Origin of the sequence: Candidatus Regiella insecticola LSR1, from assembly GCF_000143625.1 — a bacterium.
Taxonomy (GTDB): Bacteria; Pseudomonadota; Gammaproteobacteria; order Enterobacterales; family Enterobacteriaceae; genus Regiella; species Regiella insecticola.
The window spans coordinates 144350-168656 of sequence record NZ_GL379592.1 but is presented as its reverse complement, the minus strand read 5'-3'; the positions used below and the strand labels follow the sequence as shown (position 1 = coordinate 168656).

The following is a 24307-nucleotide window of genomic DNA, read 5'->3' as shown; positions in this document are numbered from 1 at the left end:
CTAATTAGGCTGCGGATTTTGCTAAGTCGTTATGTTGAAGTGTAAGCGCCCTGACAACTCTTGTTCTGCTTCAGAAAATACTCGCGCAAGATCAATAAAATGCCGTGCTCTGCCGCGATTGAAATGAATAAATTCAATTTTTACCGGTAAACTAATGCCACCGCCGGTCAATATATCCCACAATGCATCCAAATTAGCGCCAAAATCGTCATCCAGTGCAAACTGGCGAATAAACTCAACATAAAAGGTCGCGACATCGGGAATATGGTTAAAATCAAATACCACTTTCATTATCGATTGACTCCAGCAAAACGAAGTTTTTGTAATGATTCTGGGTGAGATAAATCAAACCATCGTTAGAGTATAACAACCGTTCGCTACCCCGATGACCACATTTATAATTCACATCTGCTTCATGCCAAATACGCCCACGTGCCTCAGGGAGCTGCCGTTCACGGTTAGAAAAAAGATCACCACCAATGGCTTTACCCGGCAATATCTGGCATAAGTTTCCTTTGCGTGCATCCCAACCTAGCTCGCGCGCTTGTTTCTTCGTGATATAAAAATGAGGTAAACGATGATGTTGCTTTAAATAATTGGCTATGCGTCTATCTTCCGTTAATTGTTCTATAGAGGCAGGGTGCGCAAAAATTTTTACTGCTGAGCTAGGATCTTCTGGAGCGATCTGGTCTGTCTTTGACACTATCATTACAACAGCCACTACGGATAACATTATCACCAGTAAAATAGACCAGAATTTTTTATTCATCTCCCTTTCCTTATATGTACCCTTCGGCCACCGTAACTATACCCTTCGCCTTTCAAGCCGCCGCGTTGTTGGCTGCGGGTGTTCGCCGAATCACGTAGTATGTCTACGCTCATCGGTCGGTCGCCCCCCTGGCAGCCGAAGGCAACTTGAAAGGCAAAGGGTATATATGCTGATTTAAGCGGTGCCACCGACTGTCAAATTATCCACTTTCAGCGTAGGCTGCCCGACACCTACAGGTACGCTTTGCCCGTCTTTGCCACAAACACCAATACCTTTATCGAAGGCCAAGTCATTACCAACCATTGAAATTTTCTGCATAGCTTCAATGCCGGAACCAATCAAAGTAGCTCCTTTCACTGCCTGAGTTTTTTTGCCGTTTTTAATTAAATACGCTTCTGAGGTTGAAAAGACAAATTTGCCTGAGGTGATATCTACCTGCCCACCTGAGAAATTCGGGGCATACAGGCCATATTCTACACTCTCGATGATTTCTTCCGGCGTTGATCGTCCCGCTAACATATAGGTATTGGTCATACGAGGCATCGGCAAATGAGCATAAGACTCCCGACGACCATTACCTGTTGCTTCCATCCTCATTAACCGCGCATTCAGTTTATCTTGCATGTAACCTTTTAAAATGCCGTTTTCAATTAAAATATTACGCTGAGTTGGCACCCCTTCATCATCAATGGCCAGTGAACCACGATGACCAAACAGAGTATCATCGTCAAACTTAGTACAAAGTGTCCCATCGTCAACCACAGTACAGAGTTCAGAAGTAACCATTTTTCCTATTTTGCCACTAAATACAGAACTGCCCCGGCGATTAAAATCGCCTTCCAAACCGTGACCTACCGCTTCATGTAACAATACTCCTGGCCAGCCAGCGCCTAACACCACGGGCATGGTACCGGCAGGAGCAGCGACAGCATCAAGATTAACCAAGGCGATCCTAACGGCTTCTTTAGCGAAAGTATCAGCTCGCTCTTCACCATCAACAGATTCAAAAAAATAATCATAACTACAACGTCCACCACCACCACAGCTACCCCGTTCACGCTTACCGTTGGCATCTTCTACCAAAACATTAACGGATAAACGAACCAACGGACGTACATCAGCCGCCAGGGTGCCATCAGTGGCGGCGACTAAAATCAATTCATACACACCGGTTAAGCTAGCGGTCACTTCTTTTACCCGTTTATCTACGGCTCGCGCTACCTCATCAACCCGACGCAACAGCGCAATTTTTTTTTCACAATCGTAATTTGTTAATGGATCTAACGATGGATAACGACTGGGATAAGAGACTTTACGCAACAGGGGTATTTGACTTGTCCCATTTTCTTTAACGATGCTACGAGCCGCTTGTGCACTTTGTTGTAATGCCTTTAAGCTAATTTGGTCTGCATAAGCAAATCCGGTTTTTTCACCGCTTATCGCGCGTACCCCAACGCCTTGGTCAATATGATAAGAGCCTTCTTTAATCAAGCGGTCTTCCAATACCCAAGCTTCATGATAGCTGGATTGAAAATAAAGATCGGCGTAATCAAGAGCGCGTTCTGTCAACTGGCTTAATATTGAAAACAGATCCTGATGGGTCAGCGTATTAGGAGTAAGCAGCTGATCGCTGACAGAAATAAGACTCATATTTTTATCACTCTTTGTCTGATTAATTTTTAATGGATTGATATACCCAATGCATTTCAAGTTACAGCGGCGTTGGCAACGATCTCTTATCCTCTGTCATGTACCGATTCGATTGATTGCCGCCTTGCCGTAACTCGAAATGCATTGGGTATATACCGATTACATAGTCACGACGTCAAAATTTTCTGGGCTATAAAGGGGGTTAATCTGTACTTTGATCGACTTACCTACAAAATTCACGATTTCTGTTAATGCACCAAATTCTTTGCTCTGTAGTTTTTCACCTACAGAAGGAGAGGCAGAAACGACAAAACCATTGGCATCATTGTTACGATGCATCTCGACAATTTTTCTTAAAATTTCATAGCACACTGTTTCTGCTGATTTCACTCTACCCTTCCCTTGACAGGTTAAGCAATCATGGCAGAGCAGCACCTGTCCGATACTTTCACGAGTACGTTTACGTGTCATTTCCACCAATCCAAGCGGAGAAAAGCCACTGATCGTGGTTTGCACTCGATCTTTGCTTAACGCTTCTTGCAAAGACGTTAATACCGATTCACGATGCTGTTTATTGCGCATATCAATAAAATCAATGATGATGATCCCTCCCAAATTACGTAGCCGTAACTGACGTGCAATAGCTTGGGTGGCTTCAAGATTGGTATTGAAGATAGTTTCATCAAGATTGTGATAACCCACAGAAGAGCCTGTATTAATATCAATGACTGTCAGGGCTTCTGTTTGATCAATAATTAAATAACCGCCCGACTTCAAGCTAACTTTCCGATTCAATGAGTGTTGAATTTCATTTTCAACATTATACTTCTCGAAGAGGGGCGGGCTGGCAGTGTAATGCTGCAATTTTGACTTTATCTCTGGCATACATTTATCAGTAAACGCCAAAAGCTGGTCATAAGTTAACTTAGAATCAATTAGAATGTGATCTAATTCAGTAACAGCAAAATCACGCAATATACGCGAAGAGAGGGGGTGTTCAGCATAAAGTTGGCGGATTTTTGCATGATTACATTTTTTCTTTGCCAGCACGTCCTGCCATAAACGTTGAAGAAAGAGCACATCAGCCGATAATTTTTCTTCACAAATATTTTCAGCGGCAGTACGGATAATAAATCCCAGTGTTTGATCACAGGACAAAGTAACAATATTTTTTAAACGTTCGCGTTCTTTTTCATTTTTAATGCGCTGAGAAACACCAACATGTTGAACGCCAGGCATCATGACTAAATATCGAGAGGGCAAACGGATATCTTTTGTTAACAGAGCACCCTTGCTACCCAGGAGATCTTTAACCACTTGCACCATTAAATATTGGCCTTGATAAACTTGCTGGGTAATGTCAGATGATTGAAAATGATGGGATTCATTTTTTTTCATCCTGTCAGGTTTTATCTCTTTAGCATGAAGAAATCCAGCCTTATCCAAACCAATATCAATAAAAGCGGCCTGTATCCCTGGTAAAACTCGCTTAACATGACCTTGATAAATATTGCCGACAATGCTTCTTTTTGTTTCACGTTCAATCTGAATCTCTTGTAAAACGCCTTCTTCGAGATAGGCCAGCCGTGTTTCTGATGCTGTAATATTGATCAATAATGTGGTGGTCATGTCATTCTCCCGCCCCGCCTACTCATCTTTCACCAACGTTTATTGCACCTCGAATTGACGGCGGATCTTGCGCATCAATAAAAATAACCAAGGCCATAAAACACCATTTATTACACTGCTATAAAAAATTTCTGGGCGAAACGAAACATTAATGACTAAAAATTCTGACCAGAACACCACCACATTCATCATAAGAACCAGTAACATCACCATGAGCGCCTGCTGCCATAACGCCATATTGCGAAATAATTGAAACTTAAAAGCGACAAAATAAGCGACAAAACTCAATCCCAATGCGCGTACGCCAAGGGTTGATCCAAAAATAAGATCCATAGCTAAGCCGAGAAAAAAGCCAGTACCTACGTTAACACGGTGAGGTAATGCCATTACCCAGTAAATGAAGACGAGAGTCAACCAAGAGGGACGAAATAGATAAATTTTTTCAGGCCAAGGTGTAATCTGAAAGATAATCGCAATCAGGAATGATAACCAAATTACCCAACGGCCATAGCTATAAAAGTAGCTCATGGCATTACTGTTCCTTGAACAAGGGGTGTATTCGCGGTTGGAGCACCACTGACTGTGTTAGGACTGGGATCATCTGATATTAAAACTGTATCAAGCGTTGCTGGGTGTTGTGTGTCTTTTATTGCGTGGGAATGGCGCTGATCATGTGCTTGAGTAGACAACACTGGATCCGTTTCGTTAGATTTTCTTTCATCCCAGTCAGCACGGTTATGAACATTATCGATTATCTGTCTCAAACGCTGTTGCGCCACCTGATGTACAACATCTGCCGCTGACGGAGGCGCATCATCTCCGCGATCATTGGCCCAAAGCAATAGTAAATAACGTAGTCGTTGTAAATCAGCGGTAGGCTTAGCGTGAATAACCGTATAAGCACGTTGATTATCTACTTTTACTGAAGTCACGATCGCGACTGGATAACCTTCAGGAAAACGTCCACCTAACCCAGATGTCACTAACACATCCCCGACGCGGATATCCGCATTGCTAAAAAAATGCTCTAACACTAAATCATCGCTACACCCCCCGCCAGCAGCAATTACGCGAATATCATTGCGTAATACTTGAACGGGTAAAGCATGGGATATATCGCAGATCAAGACGACACGGCTAGTAAACTTCCCCACTGCCGTTACCTGGCCGATAACACCGCGGTCACTGATAACCGGCTGCCCTTCGTAAACGCCATTATTGCTGCCTTTATCAATGACCACTTGATCACTATAGGGATCGGTACCGCTAGACATTACCTGAGTGACCATTTTGTATTCGTCTTGACGCAAAGGAGAACCCAGTAACTCACGTAATCGGATATTTTCATATTTAAATTGCTTTAATAATTGCAGGTCGGAACTTTTTAATAACAGCTCTTGGCGTAATGCCCGATTTTCCAGCTCAAGTTGTTGTCTCGTTGCTAAGGCTTCAGAAATACCATCTAATAGGCTGCGGGGTACATTGGCAAGAAAATAGAAGGGGCTAATAGCCGTATCCATGTAAGTTCGTATTTTTATAAATGAACTAAAACGGCTATCAACAATAATCAGCGCAATCGCTGCGCTAGCAGCAATAAACAATCGTAAAGAAAGGGATGGACCCCGATGAAATATCCGCTTCATAAATTCGGTTTCATAAATTTATTCTTCACTAAAGAGATCGCCACCATGAATATCTATCATCTCCAATGCTTTACCGCCACCACGAGCAACACAAGTCAGCGGATCATCAGCAACCACGACCGGAATGCCCGTTTCTTCCATCAGCAGACGTTCTAAATTACGTAATAATGCCCCCCCCCCCGTGAGCACCATCCCGCGCTCAGAAATATCAGAGGCCAATTCCGGCGGACATTGTTCCAATGCAACCATCACCGCGCTGACGATACCGGTAAGCGGCTCTTGCAGTGCTTCAAGAATTTCATTTGAATTCAATGTAAAACCCCGCGGTACTCCTTCCGCTAGATTACGGCCACGCACTTCAATTTCTAATACTTCATCACCAGGATAAGACGAGCCAATGCTGTGTTTAATACGCTCAGCTGTCGCCTCACCAATTAAAGAGCCATAATTACGGCGCACATAATTTATGATAGCTTCATCAAAACGATCACCACCAATACGTACCGAAGAAGAATAAACCACCCCATTTAGTGAGATAACAGCAACTTCTGTCGTCCCTCCACCAATATCAACCACCATTGAACCCGTCGCTTCAGAAACCGGTAAACCAGCACCAATTGCTGCCGCCATCGGCTCTTCAATCAGAAAAACTTCACGGGCACCCGCGCCTTGAGCAGATTCACGGATCGCACGGCGCTCAACCTGTGTTGCACCCACAGGTACACAGACTAGCACCCGGGGACTGGGACGCATGAAGCTATTGCTATGCACTTGCTTAATAAAATGTTGTAGCATTTTTTCAGTCACGAAAAAATCAGCAATGACGCCATCTTTCATCGGACGAATGGCAGCAATATTGCCAGGAGTGCGCCCCAGCATTTGTTTGGCCTCTTGCCCAACTGCCGCAACACTCTTAGGTGAGCCTGCGCGATCCTGGCGTATTGCAACCACGGAAGGTTCATTTAATACAATGCCTTGTCCTTTAACGTAAATTAAGGTGTTGGCGGTACCTAAATCGATTGATAAATCATTAGAAAACATGCCGCGAAATTTCTTAAACATAGTAAAGGGTAATCCTGCAAGCTGAGGGAGGAAAAATCCGCCTACTTTATCAATCACAAGCAGCAGCGACAAGACTCAAAATATCCTGCATAAGTGAAAAAAAGTGGTTGAGTTACGCACATCGGATACGGTTAAAATTGTATAAATTGAAAATTTTCAATAAACATCCATTATCTTAAGTTCTTTTCACATGCCGCCTAGTACAAGAAGTCCATTATACTCAAATCAGTTCAATTTGATTCGGCTATATCTCTATCTTGTTGTAAATCTTTACAATTATAAACACCGTAGCACATGCTAAACCTGTTTATTTTACTATATTCACGAAAAAATGCTGGAAATGAGGGGTTTCTCTCCTCAGGATACGCCTAATTCTTATTATTTTAACGCTTTTCATACTTTTGAAGCTTAATATCCCATCCTTATGGCTTAGGTGTTATAAATTGACGTACAATATCGAAATGATTTATTGACCTATAAATACCAAAATGACTTATCCCTTAAAATTTCGTCAACATGTATTGGCTTTCAAAAAGAAAGAAGCCCTCACTTATGCTGAAACCGCCGACCGTTTTGGTGTAGGAAGTGCCAGTTTGATGCGATGGGCGAAACGCCTGGAGCCTTGTTTGACGCGTAATAAACCCGCTACCAAAATAAACAGAGCGGCGTTGATTCTGGATGTGGAAACCTACCCTGACGCGTCTCAGCACGAGCGGGCGCCACGGATGGGTGTGAGTGCCAGGGGTATCTGTGATGCCTTAAAGCGGGCGGGTTTTAGCTATAAAAAAAACATTTTATCCCCCCAAAGCCGACGTCCAAGCTCGAAAAGATTTTCAGACTAAGCTCCAGGGCTAACGTGGATGAAAGCGGTTTTGCTCATGATATGCCGCGTCTTTATGGTTATTCAGTGAAAGGGAAGCGCTGTTACGGCCAACACGATTGCCATGCCAAAGCACGTACTAATGTCATTGGTGCACAGCTTAACGGAAAATTAACTACGGTTTGTACCTTCGACTGCCATATCAACAGCGATATTTTTTATGCCTGGGTCACCCAAAGATTTACTGCCAAAATCCCCTCCAGGGGCAGTCCTTGTGATGGATAATGTGCGCTTCCATAAACGCCAAGACATCCAGGCTGCTATACAGAAAGCTGGCTTTATTCTCGAATATCTCCCCACGTATTCTCCTGACATGAATCCCATTGAGCACAAATGGGCTCAAGCTAAAGCCCTTCGCAGAAAGCGACTATGTGATATCGATACCTTGTTTTCTGACCCTTTATTTTAAATCAATTTATACCGCATAAGCCATAACGCGCTGGTAAAGGATGCCAAGGGCAATCCGGCTGAGGATCAGGAAGTGAACTGGCAGAGTACGCTAGGCAATCTGGCTGCCGCTTCGAGCGTTACCGACAAAGACGGTAAGGCGACCATCACCTTGACCTCGGTGGTGGTGGGCAGCGCCCAGGTGAGCGCCAGCGTGAACGAAAAACCGGCGGTGAACGCGCCGAAGGTCGCCTTTATCGCTGACACCAAGAGCGCACAGATAGGCAAAAACGACCGGCGCGTGGATAAAAACAGCATTCTCGCCAATAGTGAGGACAAGGCCACGTTCACGGCAGTGGTGAAAGACGCGAACGGTAACCCGAGATCGCAAACCACCTGGTCAACTGGTCAACGGATCGTGGCAATCTGAGTGCAACCAGCAGCCGCACAAACGACAAAGGTCAGGCTGTCATTGTTCTGACGGGCTCCCAAGTTGGCGTGGCGCAGGTAAGTGCATCCTTTAACGGTAACCCCGGGGTGAACGCGCCTAAGGTGACGCTGATGGCAGACAACGCAACGGCACGGATACACAGCGGCGACCTGACCGTAGACAAAACCACGGTTATTGCCAATAACACGGATAAAGCGACCTACACCGTGCGGGTCACCGACGCGAGCGGGAATACGCTTCAGCACTAGTAGCCAGTGCCAGGACAACTTCACCTTACTTGAAAAACTTAACCCGTCTGCCCATGCTAAGTACCAGGATCAGTTCAAAAAAATCCATAATTCTTACTCCTATTACCAAAAGCACGGGGATCTGCTGGAAAGCGATCCGGCAGAGTTGATGAATTTGACGCTGAAAGACAAACTAAACCTGATATGTGAGCGAGTGAAGAGCCAAACGTTTATCGAACTCAGTCAACGGATGAAAGTGATTTCAGCCATCTAAAACACTACCTGTATCTTTGAGATATACCCTTCGCCTTTCAAGTTACGGTGGCGTTGGCAGCGATCGCTCACCCCAGTCATGTACCACACTCCTGGGATTCAATTGATTTCCGCCTTGCCGTAACTCGAAAAGCAGCATTTGGTTAACATGTAGCTTTATTTTGCGATGTTATTGGGTGATCGTTCTGATGATAATACGCACAGTTCGAGGGGATATAGCCGAATCAGTTTGATTTGATTCAAAGCAGTGAAGCACATACAGTATAAATAGTACGGCAAGCGACGATAACACAGAATCAAATTAAAATGATTCGGCTGTAACGTGGCTATTTGCCATTAGCTGTTGATAAAGTGCCGTCACCACCTGTTTGGGTTTGATGTCAATCAAACTCTGATGGTAGCCCTGATCGGCATCACCTCTACGTATTCTCTGGTAGCCCTTAATCAATCGGATCACCGCAGCTTTGTCAGATAATGGCGGAGTGAATTCTGGATTGCTTGGGCCATACAATGCAATCAATGGTTTATCTAAAGCCGCTGCAATATGCATTAACCCTGAATCATTACTGACGATAGCATGACAAGCTGCGATCAGTATTACCGCTTGTTCAAGAGAGGTCTGACCTGCCAAGTTGAAGCAGTAATCACGATTATTTTCATCCAATGCCAAGCAAATCTCCTGAGCGATTTGGTGATCTTTTGGCGAGCCTAATAAAATGATTTGATAACCATCATTAATAAGCTGTTGGCCAAGGGCGGCATAATGGTAATGCGGCCAACGCTTGGCAGGGCCAAACTCGGCACCGGGGCATAAAGCGATGATCGACCGATGAGGATTTAACGCGAAGGTATGACTGATTGCGATTTGCTCAGCATTGCTGACATGCAATTGTGGCCTGAGTAATGGTGAAAGATCTGCGGAAGAAGAAATAGCCTGTTTATCATAACCCAGTGCGACATAGCGTTGCACCATCATCGGAAAAGCTAATGTATTTAAAATCCTTATGTCGTTAAGTAAACCGTAACGCATTTCCCCTCGCCAGCCGATACGCTGAGGAATAGCAGCAAAAAAAGGTATCAGCGCCGATTTAAACGAATTAGGCAATACATAAGCACGATCATAATTTTTTTCACGCAAAGCAATCCCTAAACGCCGACGCTGACCGAGAGCCAAACGGCCATGGCCTAAAGGCATAAGTAATGCTTGATTAACTTCAGGCATTCGGTTGAGTAATGGAAGGCACCATTGGGGCGCCATTACATCAATGCTTGCTGTCACGTGTTTGGCTTTTAAAGTACGATAAAGACTTTGCGACATTACCATGTCGCCCACCCATGAAGGACCAATCACCAATATTTTCATGCTATATACCCTTCGCCTTTGAAGCTGCCGCGTTGTTGGCGGCCAGCGCTCGCCCTCATGGTATGTCTACGCTCATCGGTCGGTCGCCCTGGCCGCCTTGCCGTAACTCGGAATTCATCGGGTATAGTAGATTCTTAAGCTGTTTTATTAGACCTCTTCGGAAACCTACTGCGTGATACGGATCCTGCGTTGTCCGGTGCGCGCAATCCTCATGTACTTTATGTTAACGAAGATTGCTGTGCGCCGGGCGCCTTGACTTCGCATAACGAACTACGGTTTCCAAAGAGGTCTATTTAACCAACCCATATATTCTTTCACTCCCTGCTCGACATTCTTAAATGTTTTATCATAACCAGCCGCTCGCAGTTTGCTTAGATCAGCTTGAGTAAATTTTTGATAATGATTTTTTAATGTTTCAGGGAAATCGATATATTCTACTGTTGGATTTTTTCCCTTATTATTACAGTGATATTCCACTACGGCATTTGCTAACGTTTGAAATGATGCCGCCTGGCCTGTTCCGCAGTTATAAATGCCAGAGATATTATTATTCCAAGCCCATAAATTAACGGCAACCACATCATCCACATGGATAAAATCGCGTTTAAAATTTTCGCTATTGGAAAATAACTTAGGATTAGCGCCCGCATTGATTTGGTTATTTAAATGAAAAGCCACACTGGCCATATTGCCTTTATGGTTTTCACCGGGACCATAAACATTAAAATAACGCAGACCACAAATTTGCGAATCCGCATCCGGGATAATTTTACGAACATATTGATCAAAGAGAAGCTTTGAATAACCGTATACATTAAGCGGTCTTTCATATTCAGACGCTTCAATAAAATTTTTATCACAGCTACCGTAAATGGCGGCAGAAGAAGCGTATAAAAAAGGGATCTTACGATCTAAACAAAAATGCAGAACATCTTTAGAATATTGATAATTATTCTCCAACATGAATTTGCCGTTCCATTCGGTGGTTGAAGAACAAGCGCCTTGATGGAAAACGGCTTTAATATCACCAATATCATCACCGGCGATAATACTGGCTATAAAGTCGTCCTTATCCATATAATCACCGATATCTAGACCGAGCAAATTAACAAATTTGGCGCCCTCGGTTAGATCATCTACCACTAAAATATCTTTTTTTTCTAAATTAACTAACGCTCTTACGATATTGCTACCAATAAAACCGGCTCCGCCAGTGACGATAATCATCGCGTTTATCCTTATTAATAGTTAATCTTTTTCAATTTTTTTATCATCACGGAGCGGTACGATTAACATATCGACATGCAACGTATTGATTAGCTCACGAGCTGAAGATATCAGTTTGCTCCAAAAATCCTGATGATGGCCAAAGAGTACTAAATCTACCTGATGGTTTTTAATCGCATCAATCAAAACAGGCGCTAAATCCCCCGTATCGCTTAATATTTCATTAATATGATAATCCGTATTTTCTGATAATTCTGTGAGCGCCTGATCAGTTTCTTCAGGAATACGTTTTTGCATATCGCCAAGATTAACGTCAATTAAGCCAGTGTAGGGCGCTGAATAGTTAACATCTACATGGATGAGGGAAACTTTTGCATTATAGGGTCTCGCCATAGAAACCGCTTTTTCCACCAGTATGTTACTTTCAGGAGAAAGATCTACTGCGACTAGGATATGCTTGTAAGCCATTGGTCTGTTTCCTTCTCGAAATTTCTTGTACTCGCGTTAAATAAAGCGCAATGCTATCCGATACAAGGTGCCGGAAAGCACAATGCAGATCGGCAGCGTCAAGATCCAAGCCAGCGTAATGTTTTTTACTGTTTTATTCTGTAAGCCTCCGCCATCAACTAACATCGTACCGGCAACAGCAGAAGAAAGAACCTGAGTGGTAGAAACAGGCATACCGGTATAACTGGCAACCCCAATAGAAACAGCAGCGGTCATTTGTGCAGACATCCCTTGAGCGTAAGTCATGCCTTTTTTACCAATTTTTTCGCCGATAGTAACGGCCACCCTTTTCCAGCCAATCATGGTTCCCAAAGAAAGCGCCAAGGCGACAGCCACGATAATCCAGGTGGGTGCATACTCTACTGTCTCTAGCAGATCTTTACGGAGATTATATAAAAAATGCCGATCCTCAGCGCTGGTTTCCGGTAGTTTGGCAACAGTAGTGGTGATTTCTGCTGCACATGTCAGCAAACGACGCATATGACTACGTTGATCTGTGTTCAGGTCATAGTAGCTTTGTAAGTTATTGAGTAAAGCGGCAGCTTGATCAATTACTGAGGTAGCAACGGAAGGGTGGCAATGAAATTGCTGTGTGGCCTCCCCTGTAGCATCGTATTCAGGCATAGAGGTAGGACGGCTGCTATTAGCGGCAAGTAGCATATCATTATGTTGCTTATAATATTGCTGTATATTTGTTATAGCATTACGAGTCCGAGCGATATCATAATTGCTAGCACTCATGTCTATGATAAAACCCGCGGGAGCAATTCCAATTAATACCAGCATAATCAGGCCAATCCCTTTTTGACCATCATTGGCACCATGAGAAAAACTGACACCGATGGCAGACAAAATCAACAGGATACGTGTCCAAAATGGAGGCTTACGTTTACCGTCTTTTTTTTCTCGTTCCGCGGGGGTTAGGTGGATACGTTGACGCTTTTTCGTTCCTTGCCAATAGCGGCGTAACAAAAATACCATCAAACCTGCAATAACCAATCCCACCAGGGGAGATAAAATCAAGGACAGAAATATCTGTATCATTTTAGGAATGTTTAATGCGTCAACCAGCGAGGTGCTGGTTATAAGAGCATTCGTTAATCCTATGCCGATGATAGAGCCAATGAGAGTATGTGAGCTGGAAGCCGGAATGCCAAAATACCAGGTACCGAGATTCCAAATAATTGCCGCCAGTAGCATAGAAAAGACCATCGCTAGCCCGTGGGCAGAGCCCACATTGAAGATCAGATCTGTAGGGAGCAAATGAACAATAGCGTAGGCTACGCTCAAACCGCCCAACATAACGCCAAGAAAATTAAATATTCCAGCAGTAACAACCGCCGTTTGCGAGCGCATAGCACGAGTATAGATCACAGTCGCAACAGCGTTAGCGGTATCATGAAAGCCATTAATCGCTTCATAAAACAACACAAAAAAAAGAGCAAGAACCAACATTAGGCCAGTATGGAAATCAAGGCCAGCAAAAAGATGCAGCATAATGTTACGCCATTTTTGGACATCAACGCGACCTATTATCCGCGACAATAGGACATGGGGAAAGGCAAAATATCACCTTTTTTTGTAATATCACTCCCTCGCGACATTTTATTTTAAAGATAAATAATTTATATCAAGCAGTTATGTGATTTTTTTGTATTTATACCCTTTGCCTTTGAAGCCGCCGCCGCAAAGAGTAAATCTCTACTGCTACAAAGCATTTTTTTTCAGTGTTAATAATAAACCTTGGTGTCTGACTTCAGCGGCGTCTTTAGGACGATGGAGTTTATCCAAGGTATCGGCCAGCAAAGCATAATCGTGGCCATCAGGCCGTTGTTGTAAGGCGGCACGGAAGGCTTCACTGGCCTGCTCCCACTCACCCTGTTTTAACAGCAGCTGACCTAATGTGCTGTTAAGCAGTGGCGTTGCCCCCTGTTGTTTGATCTGTAAACGTAAGGATTTTTCCAGCGCCTTAGCATCTTCTGATTTTAGTAACGGCATGAGTGATATCAATCGCTCGTCATACTGGCGTTTTAGTCCAGTGAGAATAATCTGCTGAGCGATTTGATGATCGTCACATTCAATGAGATGTTCCACCAGCGCCGCTTGTAGGGCGCTTTCACGGCGAATTTTTCCGGGTTGTGATTGCCACCAGCGTTTGAGCCCTTCACTGCCTTCTTCTGCCATACATTGGTTCATAATGCCAATATAGGCTTGAAGTTCTAGTGTTTTTATCTCCGCTTCACTATGAAGACGCATTTTCTTCATCGTGGGTAAGATATCGAGTAATGCATTGTGAGCCCCCGTTGACAAAAAGGCCTGTTCAGCTAAACGTAAGACTTCCGGATGTTGCGAGGCATGACCAAGAAGACGGTCAACACCATGGCGGGCAGCATGAATTTGTCCTTGCGCGAGCTGAATACGTACACGAGTGATATCGACGGGTAACTGGTTGGTATCGGCTACTTCAGCGGCACGTTCCAAATACTGGTTAGTGCGCCGCTCATCTCCACGTTGTTGCGCCGCTTCAGCGGCTAGCAGATAGTTGACCATCGGTTGTTCTGCATGATCAGCATTGCAGGTCAGCAATTTTTCTACTTGTTTAAAATCGCCCTCTGCTAGCTTAATCAAAGCGGCCTTTGTCTGTTTGCTAGCGCGGTTACGTTTTTGCCCAATAAACCAGCCTCGGGTATAATAACCGGTACGAAAAATGCGACGCAGTATCCATTCAATGATTAATAATGCAACAAATACCAGCACCAAGATAATAATCATGGCGGTAACACTGGTTTCAATATTGTAATTATCAGTCTGAATTAATACATAACCTTGATGCCCCGCTAACATGGGACCAAGTATTATCCCAGCCAGTAAAATCAAGAATAATAGCAAGACACGTAACATGGTTATTGCTCCTGATGGGTATCTGAGGTGGATGTCAGTAAGTGGCGCGTGCGGATTTTAGTCAAATTTTCTAATATCGGCGGACTTTTTAACTGATCAGGCATATTCATTGAGATTGATTGCTGGCTCAGGCTATCGAGGTCTACAAGAAAGCTTTTCGTATTGGCATCGTTCACATCAAAATAGGCTCTGATCCAAGTAGCGCTGGTTTCTAAGGCTTGTTTATAGACTTCATCCTGATGACGAGGTATTGCTTGCGCCGCTATCAATAGGCGCGCGCGAATATTTTCGCATAAATAAATATCTTGATTAGGCGCTAATAGTGGTTCAGCGCCATTATCTCTACGACGGATAGTAATAAAATCTGCAATAAAATTATGCCAGCTTTTATACAAATTTTGCCGCCATTGAGAAAGAGAGCTGGAAAGTTGATTGTTGCCGTCCTCTATTGATGGATCCTCGATACTATTATCTGCCAAGCGAAGATTATCCACTTGGTTTGATAGCTGATTGAGTTTAAGAATAATTCCATCAAAATCAATTTGGCTCAGAGTAGATAAGGTGCCGATATCTTCTATAATCGCGCGCCGTATTTCGATTAAACTGGCATCATGCATATCTGCCAGGCTAGTGTCCGCATTTTTCAATAAGATAACGGCGCTAGTAGCGTCTTGGTCGTTCCATAATTTACGTTCTGCCATTTTTACCAGGAAATCCGCTTGCGCCAATAACCAGATTTTAGTGTCACTACTTGAGATAGTCGCCACTTTTTCCTGTAGCGCGTTCAATTGCTGCATTAAAGCATCTTGTTGACGATTTGCCGTTTCTAACGCTTTATTGTGTTCTAGCAATAACGAAGCTAACTGTGTTTTTTCTTTTAATTGATGTTGCTTTAGTTCTGTTAACTGCTGATGCAGTGATTGATTGGTAGCTTGTTGTTGAACGTGTTGATGAAAATAAAGCCCCCCTGCCCCTAATGCCATCACCAATACCATGGTGAAGGTAACCCAGAGTAATCGTGAGCGGTTTTTGCGTATGGCTGTCGGCGGTGCGGATCTTGCCGCTGTGGCTCCTTGCGCGGGAAGAGAGGTCATGTTTTGTTCCGTCATATTGGGGATCCCATAGTCAGGTTAATGGTATATAGCCAAATCATTTTAATTTGATGCTGTGTTGTCGTCACTTGCCGTACTATACCCTTCGCCTTTAAAGCTGCGCGTTGTTGGCTTCGGGTATAATTCATGGATCAGAGCATCGTTATCAGCATTTTTGGCGACTTGAATGTCATGCCAGCCTAGCTGTTTTGCTAATAGGGCTAAACGTTCACTAACCACTATCATGCGACAATCTAGTAGCCAAAAAGAACAAAAATCAGGCGAAACTAAAATATGAAGTTGTTGTAACATTTCACCACTAGTAACAACAAGCGTATTAATTCCTAAACGTCGCCAGTCATTTATTTGTTGATTCGCATTATAATGAATTGGATTGCGCCGATAGCATTCACAGTAGCTCACTTCGGCTCCCCGTTGCATTAAGGTTTTACCCAGTAATTCTCGGCCACCATTACCACGCAACAGAAGCGCTTTTTTACTACTGAGCTGCTGCAAATCCGTCATTGTCAGTAATTCCTCACTCGTTGCTATGGTTGGATAAGTCACGGGTAAATGGCTGACAGCTTGAAATACAGATGCAGTGTGGCGACCAATAGCGTAATACAATAATTCAGAGGGCCATAATCGTTTATTGCTATGCAGCAGTGGATTAACATAACGAATAACGTTTTGTGAGAGTATAAAAACCAAATCGCCTGCCCGCATTGTTTGTAACAATCCAGGAAGTTTTGTTAATTCACTCCCCGCCGAAAAACGGATCAATGGAGCATGATACGCCACTAAACCTAAGGCTCGCAGTCGATTCATTAACTGTTCACCCGTAGGAGACGGGCGCGTGACTAAAATAATTTTAGCTGACTCCGCTATCATCGTGGTGGTTCTTGATAAATCGCAGATAGGATCTTGTCAGCGCCCTCTGCAATCAGCTCGGTGGCCAAATCCAATCCAATTTTTTCAGCCTGTATCGCCAGCCCGCATCGTTCACCGTAAATCATTTGGCTTCCGTCTGGTGTGCTGACAAAGGCTCTTAGCCGTAAGTTATCGCCTTCTAATTCAGCATAGCTACCAATAGGCACCTGGCAACCGCCTTCCAGGCGAATATTCAGTGCCCGTTCAGCACAAATGCGTCGTTCCGTTGGAAAATGGTTCAATGGCGCTAATAGCTGTCGGGTCACATCATCTTCTAAGCGGCATTCAATACCAATCGCTCCTTGTCCTGCGGCCGGCAACGATTCTTCTGGACTCATCACATGCTGGATGCGAGATTGCAAGTCCAAACGTTGCAACCCCGCTACTGCTAAGATAATAGCCTGGTAGGCTCCTTGATCAAGTTTATTCAGGCGAGTGCCTACATTGCCACGTAAATCACGGACGATAAGGTGCGGGTACTTTTTACGAATTTGGCATTGACGGCGGAGGCTCGATGTACCGACGATACTGCCCGGCGGTAATTGCTTAAGATGCTTATAATTTTTTGATACAAAAGCATCATGTGGATCACCTCTTTGGCAAATTACCACGAGCCCGAGTCCAGCGGGAAAATGGATAGGTACATCTTTGATTGAGTGAACAGCAATATCAGCGCAATTTTCCAATAACGCCTGTTCGAGTTCTTTAACGAATAATCCTTTTCCGCCTATTTTGGCCAAAGGTGTATGCAACAGAGTGTCACCACGTGTTGTGATGGGAACTAATTTTACTTGTAAATCAGGATGATGGGATTCTAAACTTTTCCGCACATAATCAGCTTGCCATAATGCAAGGGGACTTTGTCGTGTGGCGATACGGATCACTTTTTCCGACATATTGTTTCCCTGTTATAATTTGCCGCCATTCTAGCATTGACACAGTCACGCTGTCAGTGTTGAAAGAAGTTATCCCCTTCGCCTTTGATGTTGGCTGCGGGTATTCACCGAATCACGTAGTATGTGTCTATACCCTTCGCCTTTCAAGTTACGGCTGCGTTGGCTGCTCGCACTCATCCCAGTCATGTACTACTTGTACACTCCTGGGATTCGCTTGATTGCCGCCTTGCCGTAACTCGAAATTCATTGGGTATATACACTCATCGGTCGGTCGCCCTGGCAGCCGAAGGCAACTTGAAAGGCGAAGGGTATATTATCAATATTGCTACCTTTACCATCAATAAACAAAATGTTACATTGACCGAATTTGCGTAAAGTCACTTGATTGTGATATTAGGTTACGTTTGATATGAATTGAAAAATCTGTTCTACCATTTCGAACAAACTCTTAGCACTAGAAATCAGGCGAAACGTCTTGCATCTCTATATAGATACATTAAAACGACGATTGGATACGATAAATCGATTACGGGTCGATAGGGCCTTAATCGCGATGAATCCAAGCTGCCAAAAAATCTATCATTTACTACCCGCCTTCTTGCATTACCACCACCCTTCGATGCCCGGTTATCTCAACAGTAAAGTGCCACACGGTGTGTGCTCTTTTACCGCCAATGAAATACAAAAACAGCATTTAGCACAATTTACCGCCGACGGGGAGGAGCCGCGACAACCTTCAATAAAAAATGAATTGCCCATTGTAGGTATTTATTCGATGGGCAGTACTTCTTCTATAGCGCAAGAGAGTACTTCTGATCTCGATATTTGGGTTTGTCATCAAACAACATTAAATCAAGAACAACGTTACCTTCTCCAGCAAAAATGTCGTTTATTAGAACAATGGGCAACAGAGCAAGGAGTAGAAGTCAGCTTTTTTTTGGTTGATGAAAATCGTTTTCGCCATCAAGTCAGCGGTAATTTAGGCAACGAAGATTGCGGCTCCACACAGCATATTTTATTACTCGATGAATTTTATCGCAGTGCAGTGCGTTTGGCCGGTAAAGCTATTCTATGGAATATTGTGCCGGTCATCGAGGAAAAAAATTATGATAATTATGTATTATCCCTGTATGCACAGGGTGTGATAAATGCTGACGAATGGGTAGATTTTGGCGGGTTAAGCACATTTTCTGCGGAAGAATATTTTGGTGCAAGTTTATGGCAATTGTATAAAAGTATCGATTCACCCTACAAAGCTGTGCTGAAAACATTATTATTGGAAGCCTATTCATGGGAATACCCGAATACACAACTGTTGGCGCTGGAAAGCAAACAATATTTACACGATGATTTACAGCGTCATCGCCCCATTTTAGCATCTTCCTTTGACGCCTATTGCATGATGCTGGAACGTGTCAGCCGTTACCTTATTCAGATTAATGATCCTATTCGATTAGATTTGGTACGGCGTTGTTTTTATTTAAAAGTATGCGAAAAGTTGGCTGATAATGAAGAAGGGAATCAATGGCGGCAGCAGATTATCCATCAATTAGTGAGTCAATGGGGATGGAGTAATGAGCATCTCTCTATCCTCAATAACCGCGCTAATTGGAAGATTAAAAGAGTACGAGAGGCGCACAACGAGCTGCTCGATGCGATGATGCAAAGCTATCACCATTTGATTCACTTTGCGCGCCGAAATAATTTGAGTATGAGTGCCAGCCCACAAGATATTGGCGTACTTACGCGGAAGTTATACGCTACTTTTGAAGTATTACCGGAAAAAATTACCCTGTTTAATACACAAATTTCACCCGATTTATCCGAAAAAAACTTAACTTTTATTCAGGTTTCTTCTGATCGGGTCAATGCTCCCGGTTGGTATTTATACGACCAAGCCCCTTTAGCGGAAACTATCATTAGCCATCGGCCATTGGAATACCATCGCCATCTGAGTAAATTAGTCGCCTGGGCTTATTTCAATGGATTACTGACCGCTCAGACCCATGTATATATAAGAAGTCCTCATTTATGCAACAAGGCAAAATTGCAAAAATTGATGGCGGACGTTTCACAGCACTTTCCGCTGTGTTTACCCGCCCCCAGTCCACAGGCACTGTGCTGTCCCTGTGAAATACGTCACCTTGCCATCATGGTTAACTTAGAACAAGATCCTACTGAGACTATCGATCCTCAAGCAAACAATGTTGATTTGCGTCAACGGGATGTGTTGAGCTTTGGCCAACAGAAGCAGTGCTTAGTGGGGAGTATAGATTTACTTTATCGTAACTCATGGAATGAAGTACGCACATTACATTTTAGTGGTGAACAAGCCCTGTTGGAGGCCTTGAAAAATATTTTGGGCAAGATGCATCAAGATGCTGCCCCTCCCAAATTAGTCAATGTTTTTTGCTACAGTCAACAGTGGCGCAGTGCGATCCGCACAGGTATTCAGCAGTTGGTAGAGGAATGCATAGAGTTACGTTTGTCTAGCCGCCGTCAAAATTTGGCGCGTTTTAAAGCCATTAGGGTGGCAGAGCAAATCTGGGGGCTGTTTTTCGAACGTTTGAAGGTTTCGGTGCAGAAATTAGAGAACGGCATTGATTTTTATCGCGCCATTTCTCGCAATAAATTGCATGGTTTAGCGATAAAAATGGCATCGCACCAAATGCATTTGCCCCCCGTGGTTGATAGTTTTGCCAGCGAGGGGGTGATACAGTTTTTCTTTGAAGGGAGCCGCAATAACAATAATAAAGCCGGTTTTAATATTTATATTCTTGATGAAAAAAATCAGGTCGAATTTTATCATCACTGCCAGGGCAACAGAGAAGATTTAGTGCGTGATATCAGTCATTTTTATTCATCCTCTTATGATCGTTTTGTCTATGGCTCCAGTCTAGTTAATTTTAATCTGCCGTTGTTTTACCATATCGTGCAATTAAATGGCCGCTATCAGGTTGTTCCTTTTTACCGTTCCGCCGCCTTACCTCATGTATGTATCAATACAGCCTGTATTGAGCCACCCATAAGGCAACCGTGCCGGGTGCACTAGTGTCGATCTATACCCAATGAATTTCGAGTTACGGCAAGGCGGCAATCAATCGAATCCTAGGAGTGTACAAATGGTACATGACTGGGATGAGTGCGAGCGGCCAACGCCGCCGTAACTTGAAAGGCGAAGGGGTATATAGCCTTAATTCAATATATGTCCGTCGATAGATCAGTTTACATCTTTTTTAAATTGATTTTGGTAAACAATGGTTAACATTGTCTACCATCCTATATAGTGTCGTCACGTAATAAAAAATATATTATCATGTAACAAATAACGACAACTGTTGAGATGATTCAATAATGAAAGATGATTCGGGAATGAATTTAGCCCATCGCCGCCACGATATATCCGATCATGTTTGGAGCCTATTGGAAGCTCATATCCCGGGGAGAAAAGGCACTTGGGGTGGCATAGCCAGAGATAACAGGCAGTTTATTAATGCTGTTTTCTGGATATTGAGAACCGGCGCTCCCTGGCGTGATTTACCGCCTGATTATGGCGGTTGGAAAAATACTCATCGCCGGTTTTGCCGCTGGCGTGACAAGGGGCTATGGGAGTCTCTGCTCGAAGCGCTGATTGTGGAGCCAGATTTTGAATGGCTGATGATTGATGCCACTCATAGCAAAGTTCACCCTCATGCAGCAGGCGCAAAAGGCGGTAATCAGGATATGGAGCGCACAAAAGGGGGCTCAACAGTAAGATACATCTGGCCGTGGATGCGCATGGTATGCCGGTCAGAATTTTTATTACATCAGGTACCACAGCAGATTGTCAGCAAGCAACGAATTTAACCAAAGGTATTGCAGCAGAATATCTGTTGGCTGACAAGGGCTATGACAGTGATAACATCATTAAAAAAGCAGAAGAAGCCGGCATGCAAATCGTAATACCACCTAAAAAGAATCGTAAAATTCAACGTGAGTACGATAAAGCGCTCTACAAGCATCGACATCTCGTGGAAAATGCTTTTCTGCACCTAAAGCGCTGGCGAGGTATTGCTACTCGTTATGCAAAAAATACCTCCTCTTTTCTCGCTGCTGTACAAATACGATGCCTTGCTCTATGGCTCAAAATTTCATGACGACACTATATAAATCACGTTTTAAATCATCAACCGTATTGACTCGATTAACACCAACACCCTTTTCTAAATCAGAGATCACCTGCAATGTTGTCCGATTAGGCTGGAAAAAATCAGCGGGTAAATTTACGTTTACTGCTAACCGATTGACTACCATACGGATCACAGTAGACAAATTCAATCCCAGCGCCTGAGCATTCGCGATAGCTGCTACCTTAGCTTCTGGTGTCACTCGTGCTTTTACAATAGTATCGACCATACTATCTCTCCAATGAGTTAAAACCACGCTATAGCCACACTGTGGCCATATATCAAAATCTAGCTTATTTTTTCTTCTTTCTTGTTTACGGCACACTAACTTATTAAGACCAAGCCGGAGGCAATATGCTCATTAGCGTGTCACGAAAATGGAGCTTGCCATGATCAATCATCTCGTTTGACAACATTTCAGAGCAGGTCTGTTGCGGCTTTTCCCATAGCCCTATCAACCATGTTGTCCAGCGTTTGAACTGGTCTCCATTTGATTTTGAGACAAAAATGCTCTGATCAAGTTCATGTGCTTTTTTCATTAAGGCACAGGCGTAGTCTCTCAGCATCTTTGGAGAATCCCCATCGGTACCAAAGATAATTTTCGATGAAAGTAAGGTGAATATAATTGCATGGCTTAGCAGGGTTTCAGCCTGCTCCAGAGGAGGAGCAGAGGACAGCTCATATGCCTCTAGCAACTTTTCGTAATGCTTGCCCTTTAATGAGGGATACGCACTGCTAGCAGAATAGTCAAGGTGGTGCTCGAAAATTTTCTCGAGTGTTTGCTGCGAGACTTGATCAACCAGCTTTATATCCGATTTTGGATGCGCTATGGTAGCTTCAAATACAGGCCGCAGCTTCCCTAAATTGAGTATCGTCAGCAATTGTTTAAACTTACTGACATTTTCTGCAGAAGAATAGGGCAACAAAAATAGCGGAAAATCATGCTTAAAAAGCTCTTGTAGCACATACCCAAATTGACACAGGTTTTCTTGCTTCTCATACACAAAAGATTGAGTCCAAACCGGGTTGTTGATATCCGGCTTTAACATGCCGTTCAGAGTAGCTTGTGAAAACATCATGACACGCTCACTGTTCTCCTGAGCGGATAAAAGAATGAAATTCATCGCGTGTGGGGTTGACCAATCAGCCTTACGGTTGAAATCACCAAAATCCTCTTGATTCACGTAAGGCTTGACCCTTTCATCCTTTAAGTAACTGCCATACAACACGATGGCATTCTGCTTGTGGTTCCCCCCCATGGTGACAGCCTGTGCAACGAACTGAATAAACGCCGCATTAGCGGTAAATTTTAGCTCCGGCTGACGGGAGAACATGCCTTCGAAAAAATTTAAATCCGCTTCATTCAGCGGCGGCATTACCGCCTTGTTATATTGCTTCAGATAAGCTAGGCTTAGCTTATCTAGCCATTCGGCTATCTTAGTATCGGCGATATAAGGAGCCTTGCCTAAGATAGAAAACAAGGAAAGCACCACTGGCAAAACGTCGGTGTCTCCTAATGACTCAATCAATTCAGAGACCAACCCTATTTTCGTAATGTCACAGTCGATTCTGTCAATGGTCGTCAGCAGGCTACCGGTGCGGTTGAGATATATGTCCAATGAATCGGGGGTCCAACTCGATGGTATCTTCAGCTTTGAACCGATTTTGGAAGTCTCCCCATAAGAACTTAATGTGATCTGATCCTCTATCTTAGCGCCCTGTAGATTTATCTTGAAAGGAAGTGTAGTCCCTTTTATTGTGGCACCGATGAACGTTGCACCCGTTATTATTGCCGTGTCTATACTCGTTCCGGTCAGATTCACTCCGTTCAGATTTACCCAGCCTAGATCTGTACTGGTCAGAGTCGTCTTTGTCAGGATCGTATGGCGCATATCTGACCCGATCATATCTGCATGGCTCAGATCTGCCCCACTAAAATCTATATACCTCAAATCCAGCCCGATCATATTTACTCTTGCCAAATCGACGTTAGATAAATCCAGGGTTGAGCCGTAAGGCCTTTCGGCAATGATTTTTTCTAATGCGTTTCGTTTTGCTATTTTTAAATCTTGTACTTGGCTGTAACTCCAGTCTTTTGATGGTCTTGCTCGTAATGTTGCTAATTCATGGCTAATTTTTTTAGAAGATCCGAACATGGCTCTGAGCCTGTAGCACTTCTGGACTACTGATGGGGGGTAAATCATATTTTAATTCCTATTTTAATTTCCTATATTAAAAGAGGAATTATATAGAAT

At 43.6% G+C, this 24307-nt stretch carries 25 protein-coding genes and 2 pseudogenes; 8 read left to right on the top strand and 19 right to left on the bottom strand.

All coding sequences use genetic code 11. The annotated features are described in order from the left end of the window. Positions 1–21: 21 nt before the first annotated feature. The 8 genes and pseudogenes from REG_RS06570 to mreB form a co-directional block, all read right to left on the bottom strand. Positions 22–294, bottom strand: a complete 273-nt coding sequence (locus tag REG_RS06570; RefSeq protein WP_039907638.1) for a barstar family protein — start codon at positions 292–294, stop codon at positions 22–24. Then, positions 275–769 (bottom strand): ribonuclease, encoded by a 495-nt coding sequence (locus REG_RS06565; RefSeq protein WP_006704925.1) that lies wholly within the window; start codon positions 767–769, stop codon positions 275–277. Before REG_RS06565 ends, REG_RS06570 begins: the two co-directional genes overlap by 20 nt. Continuing rightward, entirely contained in the window at positions 766–957 is a 192-nt protein-coding gene (locus REG_RS11310) for a hypothetical protein (protein ID WP_071985191.1), read from the bottom strand. The genes REG_RS06565 and REG_RS11310 overlap by 4 nt, the downstream gene beginning before the upstream one ends. After that, positions 944–2419, bottom strand: coding sequence for a metalloprotease TldD (tldD, locus tag REG_RS06560; RefSeq protein ID WP_039907636.1), 1476 nt, complete (start codon positions 2417–2419; stop codon positions 944–946). The genes REG_RS11310 and tldD overlap by 14 nt, the downstream gene beginning before the upstream one ends. 159 nt (positions 2420–2578) lie before the next feature. Then, a complete protein-coding gene (gene rng / locus REG_RS06555) occupies positions 2579–4048 on the bottom strand; it encodes a ribonuclease G (RefSeq protein WP_006704923.1) in 1470 nt (489 codons plus the stop codon). Between the two features lie 39 nt (positions 4049–4087). Then, positions 4088–4576 carry a rod shape-determining protein MreD gene (gene mreD, locus REG_RS06550; protein ID WP_006704922.1) on the bottom strand — a complete coding sequence of 163 codons (489 nt, stop codon included), beginning with the start codon at positions 4574–4576 and terminating at the stop codon, positions 4088–4090. 197 nt (positions 4577–4773) lie between these two features. Further along, positions 4774–5691 (bottom strand): annotated as a pseudogene (mreC, locus tag REG_RS06545) (rod shape-determining protein MreC); the annotation flags it as partial. A gap of 18 nt (positions 5692–5709) precedes the next feature. Beyond that, positions 5710–6753 (bottom strand): rod shape-determining protein MreB, encoded by a 1044-nt coding sequence (mreB, locus tag REG_RS06540; RefSeq protein ID WP_039907778.1) that lies wholly within the window; start codon positions 6751–6753, stop codon positions 5710–5712. 488 nt (positions 6754–7241) lie between these two features. Between mreB and REG_RS06535 the strand changes: the two genes are divergently transcribed. The 6 genes and pseudogenes from REG_RS06535 to REG_RS14260 all read left to right on the top strand — a co-directional run bounded on the left by REG_RS06535 (position 7242) and on the right by REG_RS14260 (position 8719). Further along, entirely contained in the window at positions 7242–7595 is a 354-nt protein-coding gene (locus REG_RS06535) for an IS630 transposase-related protein (RefSeq protein ID WP_006704355.1), read from the top strand. A 14-nt stretch (positions 7596–7609) separates the two neighbouring features. Continuing rightward, positions 7610–7858: a transposase gene (locus REG_RS14270; RefSeq protein WP_260200036.1), complete on the top strand. Its 249-nt coding sequence runs from the start codon at positions 7610–7612 to the stop codon at positions 7856–7858. Then, the gene (locus REG_RS14265; protein WP_260200071.1) at positions 7851–8042 is read left to right on the top strand and encodes a transposase; all 192 of its coding nucleotides are present in this window, start codon (positions 7851–7853) and stop codon (positions 8040–8042) included. Before REG_RS14270 ends, REG_RS14265 begins: the two co-directional genes overlap by 8 nt. Continuing rightward, positions 8043–8450, top strand: a complete 408-nt coding sequence (locus REG_RS06525; RefSeq protein ID WP_087943401.1) for an Ig-like domain-containing protein — start codon at positions 8043–8045, stop codon at positions 8448–8450. It abuts the gene before it with no gap. Beyond that, positions 8405–8518, top strand: a pseudogene (locus tag REG_RS14660) (hypothetical protein); the annotation flags it as partial. The gene REG_RS06525 and the pseudogene REG_RS14660, both read left to right, overlap by 46 nt. Positions 8519–8581: 63 nt before the next feature. Next, positions 8582–8719, top strand: coding sequence for a hypothetical protein (locus REG_RS14260; protein ID WP_260200224.1), 138 nt, complete (start codon positions 8582–8584; stop codon positions 8717–8719). A 553-nt stretch (positions 8720–9272) separates the two neighbouring features. On the opposite strand, the gene rfaF is transcribed toward REG_RS14260, so the two are convergent. The 9 genes from rfaF to REG_RS13345 form a co-directional block, all read right to left on the bottom strand. Continuing rightward, positions 9273–10334: an ADP-heptose--LPS heptosyltransferase RfaF gene (rfaF, locus tag REG_RS06515; protein WP_006704918.1), complete on the bottom strand. Its 1062-nt coding sequence runs from the start codon at positions 10332–10334 to the stop codon at positions 9273–9275. Between the two features lie 270 nt (positions 10335–10604). Next, positions 10605–11561 (bottom strand): ADP-glyceromanno-heptose 6-epimerase, encoded by a 957-nt coding sequence (gene rfaD, locus REG_RS06510; RefSeq protein WP_006704917.1) that lies wholly within the window; start codon positions 11559–11561, stop codon positions 10605–10607. A 21-nt stretch (positions 11562–11582) separates the two neighbouring features. Further along, positions 11583–12029, bottom strand: coding sequence for a universal stress protein UspA (gene uspA / locus REG_RS06505; protein ID WP_006704916.1), 447 nt, complete (start codon positions 12027–12029; stop codon positions 11583–11585). A 36-nt stretch (positions 12030–12065) separates the two neighbouring features. Next, positions 12066–13565, bottom strand: coding sequence for an inorganic phosphate transporter PitA (pitA, locus tag REG_RS06500; protein ID WP_039907628.1), 1500 nt, complete (start codon positions 13563–13565; stop codon positions 12066–12068). A 210-nt stretch (positions 13566–13775) separates the two neighbouring features. After that, on the bottom strand, positions 13776–14969 hold the full coding sequence (hemY, locus tag REG_RS06495; protein ID WP_006704914.1) for a protoheme IX biogenesis protein HemY: 1194 nt from the start codon (positions 14967–14969) through the stop codon (positions 13776–13778). A 2-nt stretch (positions 14970–14971) separates the two neighbouring features. After that, positions 14972–16078: a uroporphyrinogen-III C-methyltransferase gene (gene hemX / locus REG_RS06490; RefSeq protein ID WP_006704913.1), complete on the bottom strand. Its 1107-nt coding sequence runs from the start codon at positions 16076–16078 to the stop codon at positions 14972–14974. A 45-nt stretch (positions 16079–16123) separates the two neighbouring features. After that, entirely contained in the window at positions 16124–16951 is an 828-nt protein-coding gene (gene hemD / locus REG_RS06485; protein ID WP_006704912.1) for a uroporphyrinogen-III synthase, read from the bottom strand. Beyond that, a complete protein-coding gene (gene hemC / locus REG_RS06480; protein ID WP_006704911.1) occupies positions 16948–17886 on the bottom strand; it encodes a hydroxymethylbilane synthase in 939 nt (312 codons plus the stop codon). Before hemC ends, hemD begins: the two co-directional genes overlap by 4 nt. Before the next feature lie 243 nt (positions 17887–18129). Beyond that, complete coding sequence (locus REG_RS13345; RefSeq protein WP_176603461.1) at positions 18130–18267, bottom strand: hypothetical protein; 138 nt, start codon at positions 18265–18267, stop codon at positions 18130–18132. Positions 18268–18361: 94 nt separating this feature from the next. On the opposite strand from REG_RS13345, the gene REG_RS06475 reads away from it, so the two are divergent. Together REG_RS06475 and REG_RS12225 are read left to right on the top strand one after the other, a co-directional pair. Beyond that, entirely contained in the window at positions 18362–20938 is a 2577-nt protein-coding gene (locus REG_RS06475; protein WP_006704910.1) for a class I adenylate cyclase, read from the top strand. A 320-nt stretch (positions 20939–21258) separates the two neighbouring features. After that, a protein-coding gene (locus tag REG_RS12225; protein WP_407078952.1) for an IS5 family transposase occupies positions 21259–22022 on the top strand; the annotation gives its coding sequence in 2 pieces (ribosomal slippage) (positions 21259–21619 and positions 21619–22022; 765 coding nt in all). Here the strand turns inward: REG_RS12225 and REG_RS06460 are convergent. Continuing rightward, a complete protein-coding gene (locus REG_RS06460; protein ID WP_039907626.1) occupies positions 22009–22281 on the bottom strand; it encodes a type II toxin-antitoxin system RelB/DinJ family antitoxin in 273 nt (90 codons plus the stop codon). The genes REG_RS12225 and REG_RS06460 overlap by 14 nt on opposite strands. A 103-nt stretch (positions 22282–22384) precedes the next feature. Continuing rightward, positions 22385–24208, bottom strand: coding sequence for a pentapeptide repeat-containing protein (locus REG_RS06455; RefSeq protein ID WP_176603460.1), 1824 nt, complete (start codon positions 24206–24208; stop codon positions 22385–22387). Positions 24209–24307 lie beyond the last annotated feature (99 nt).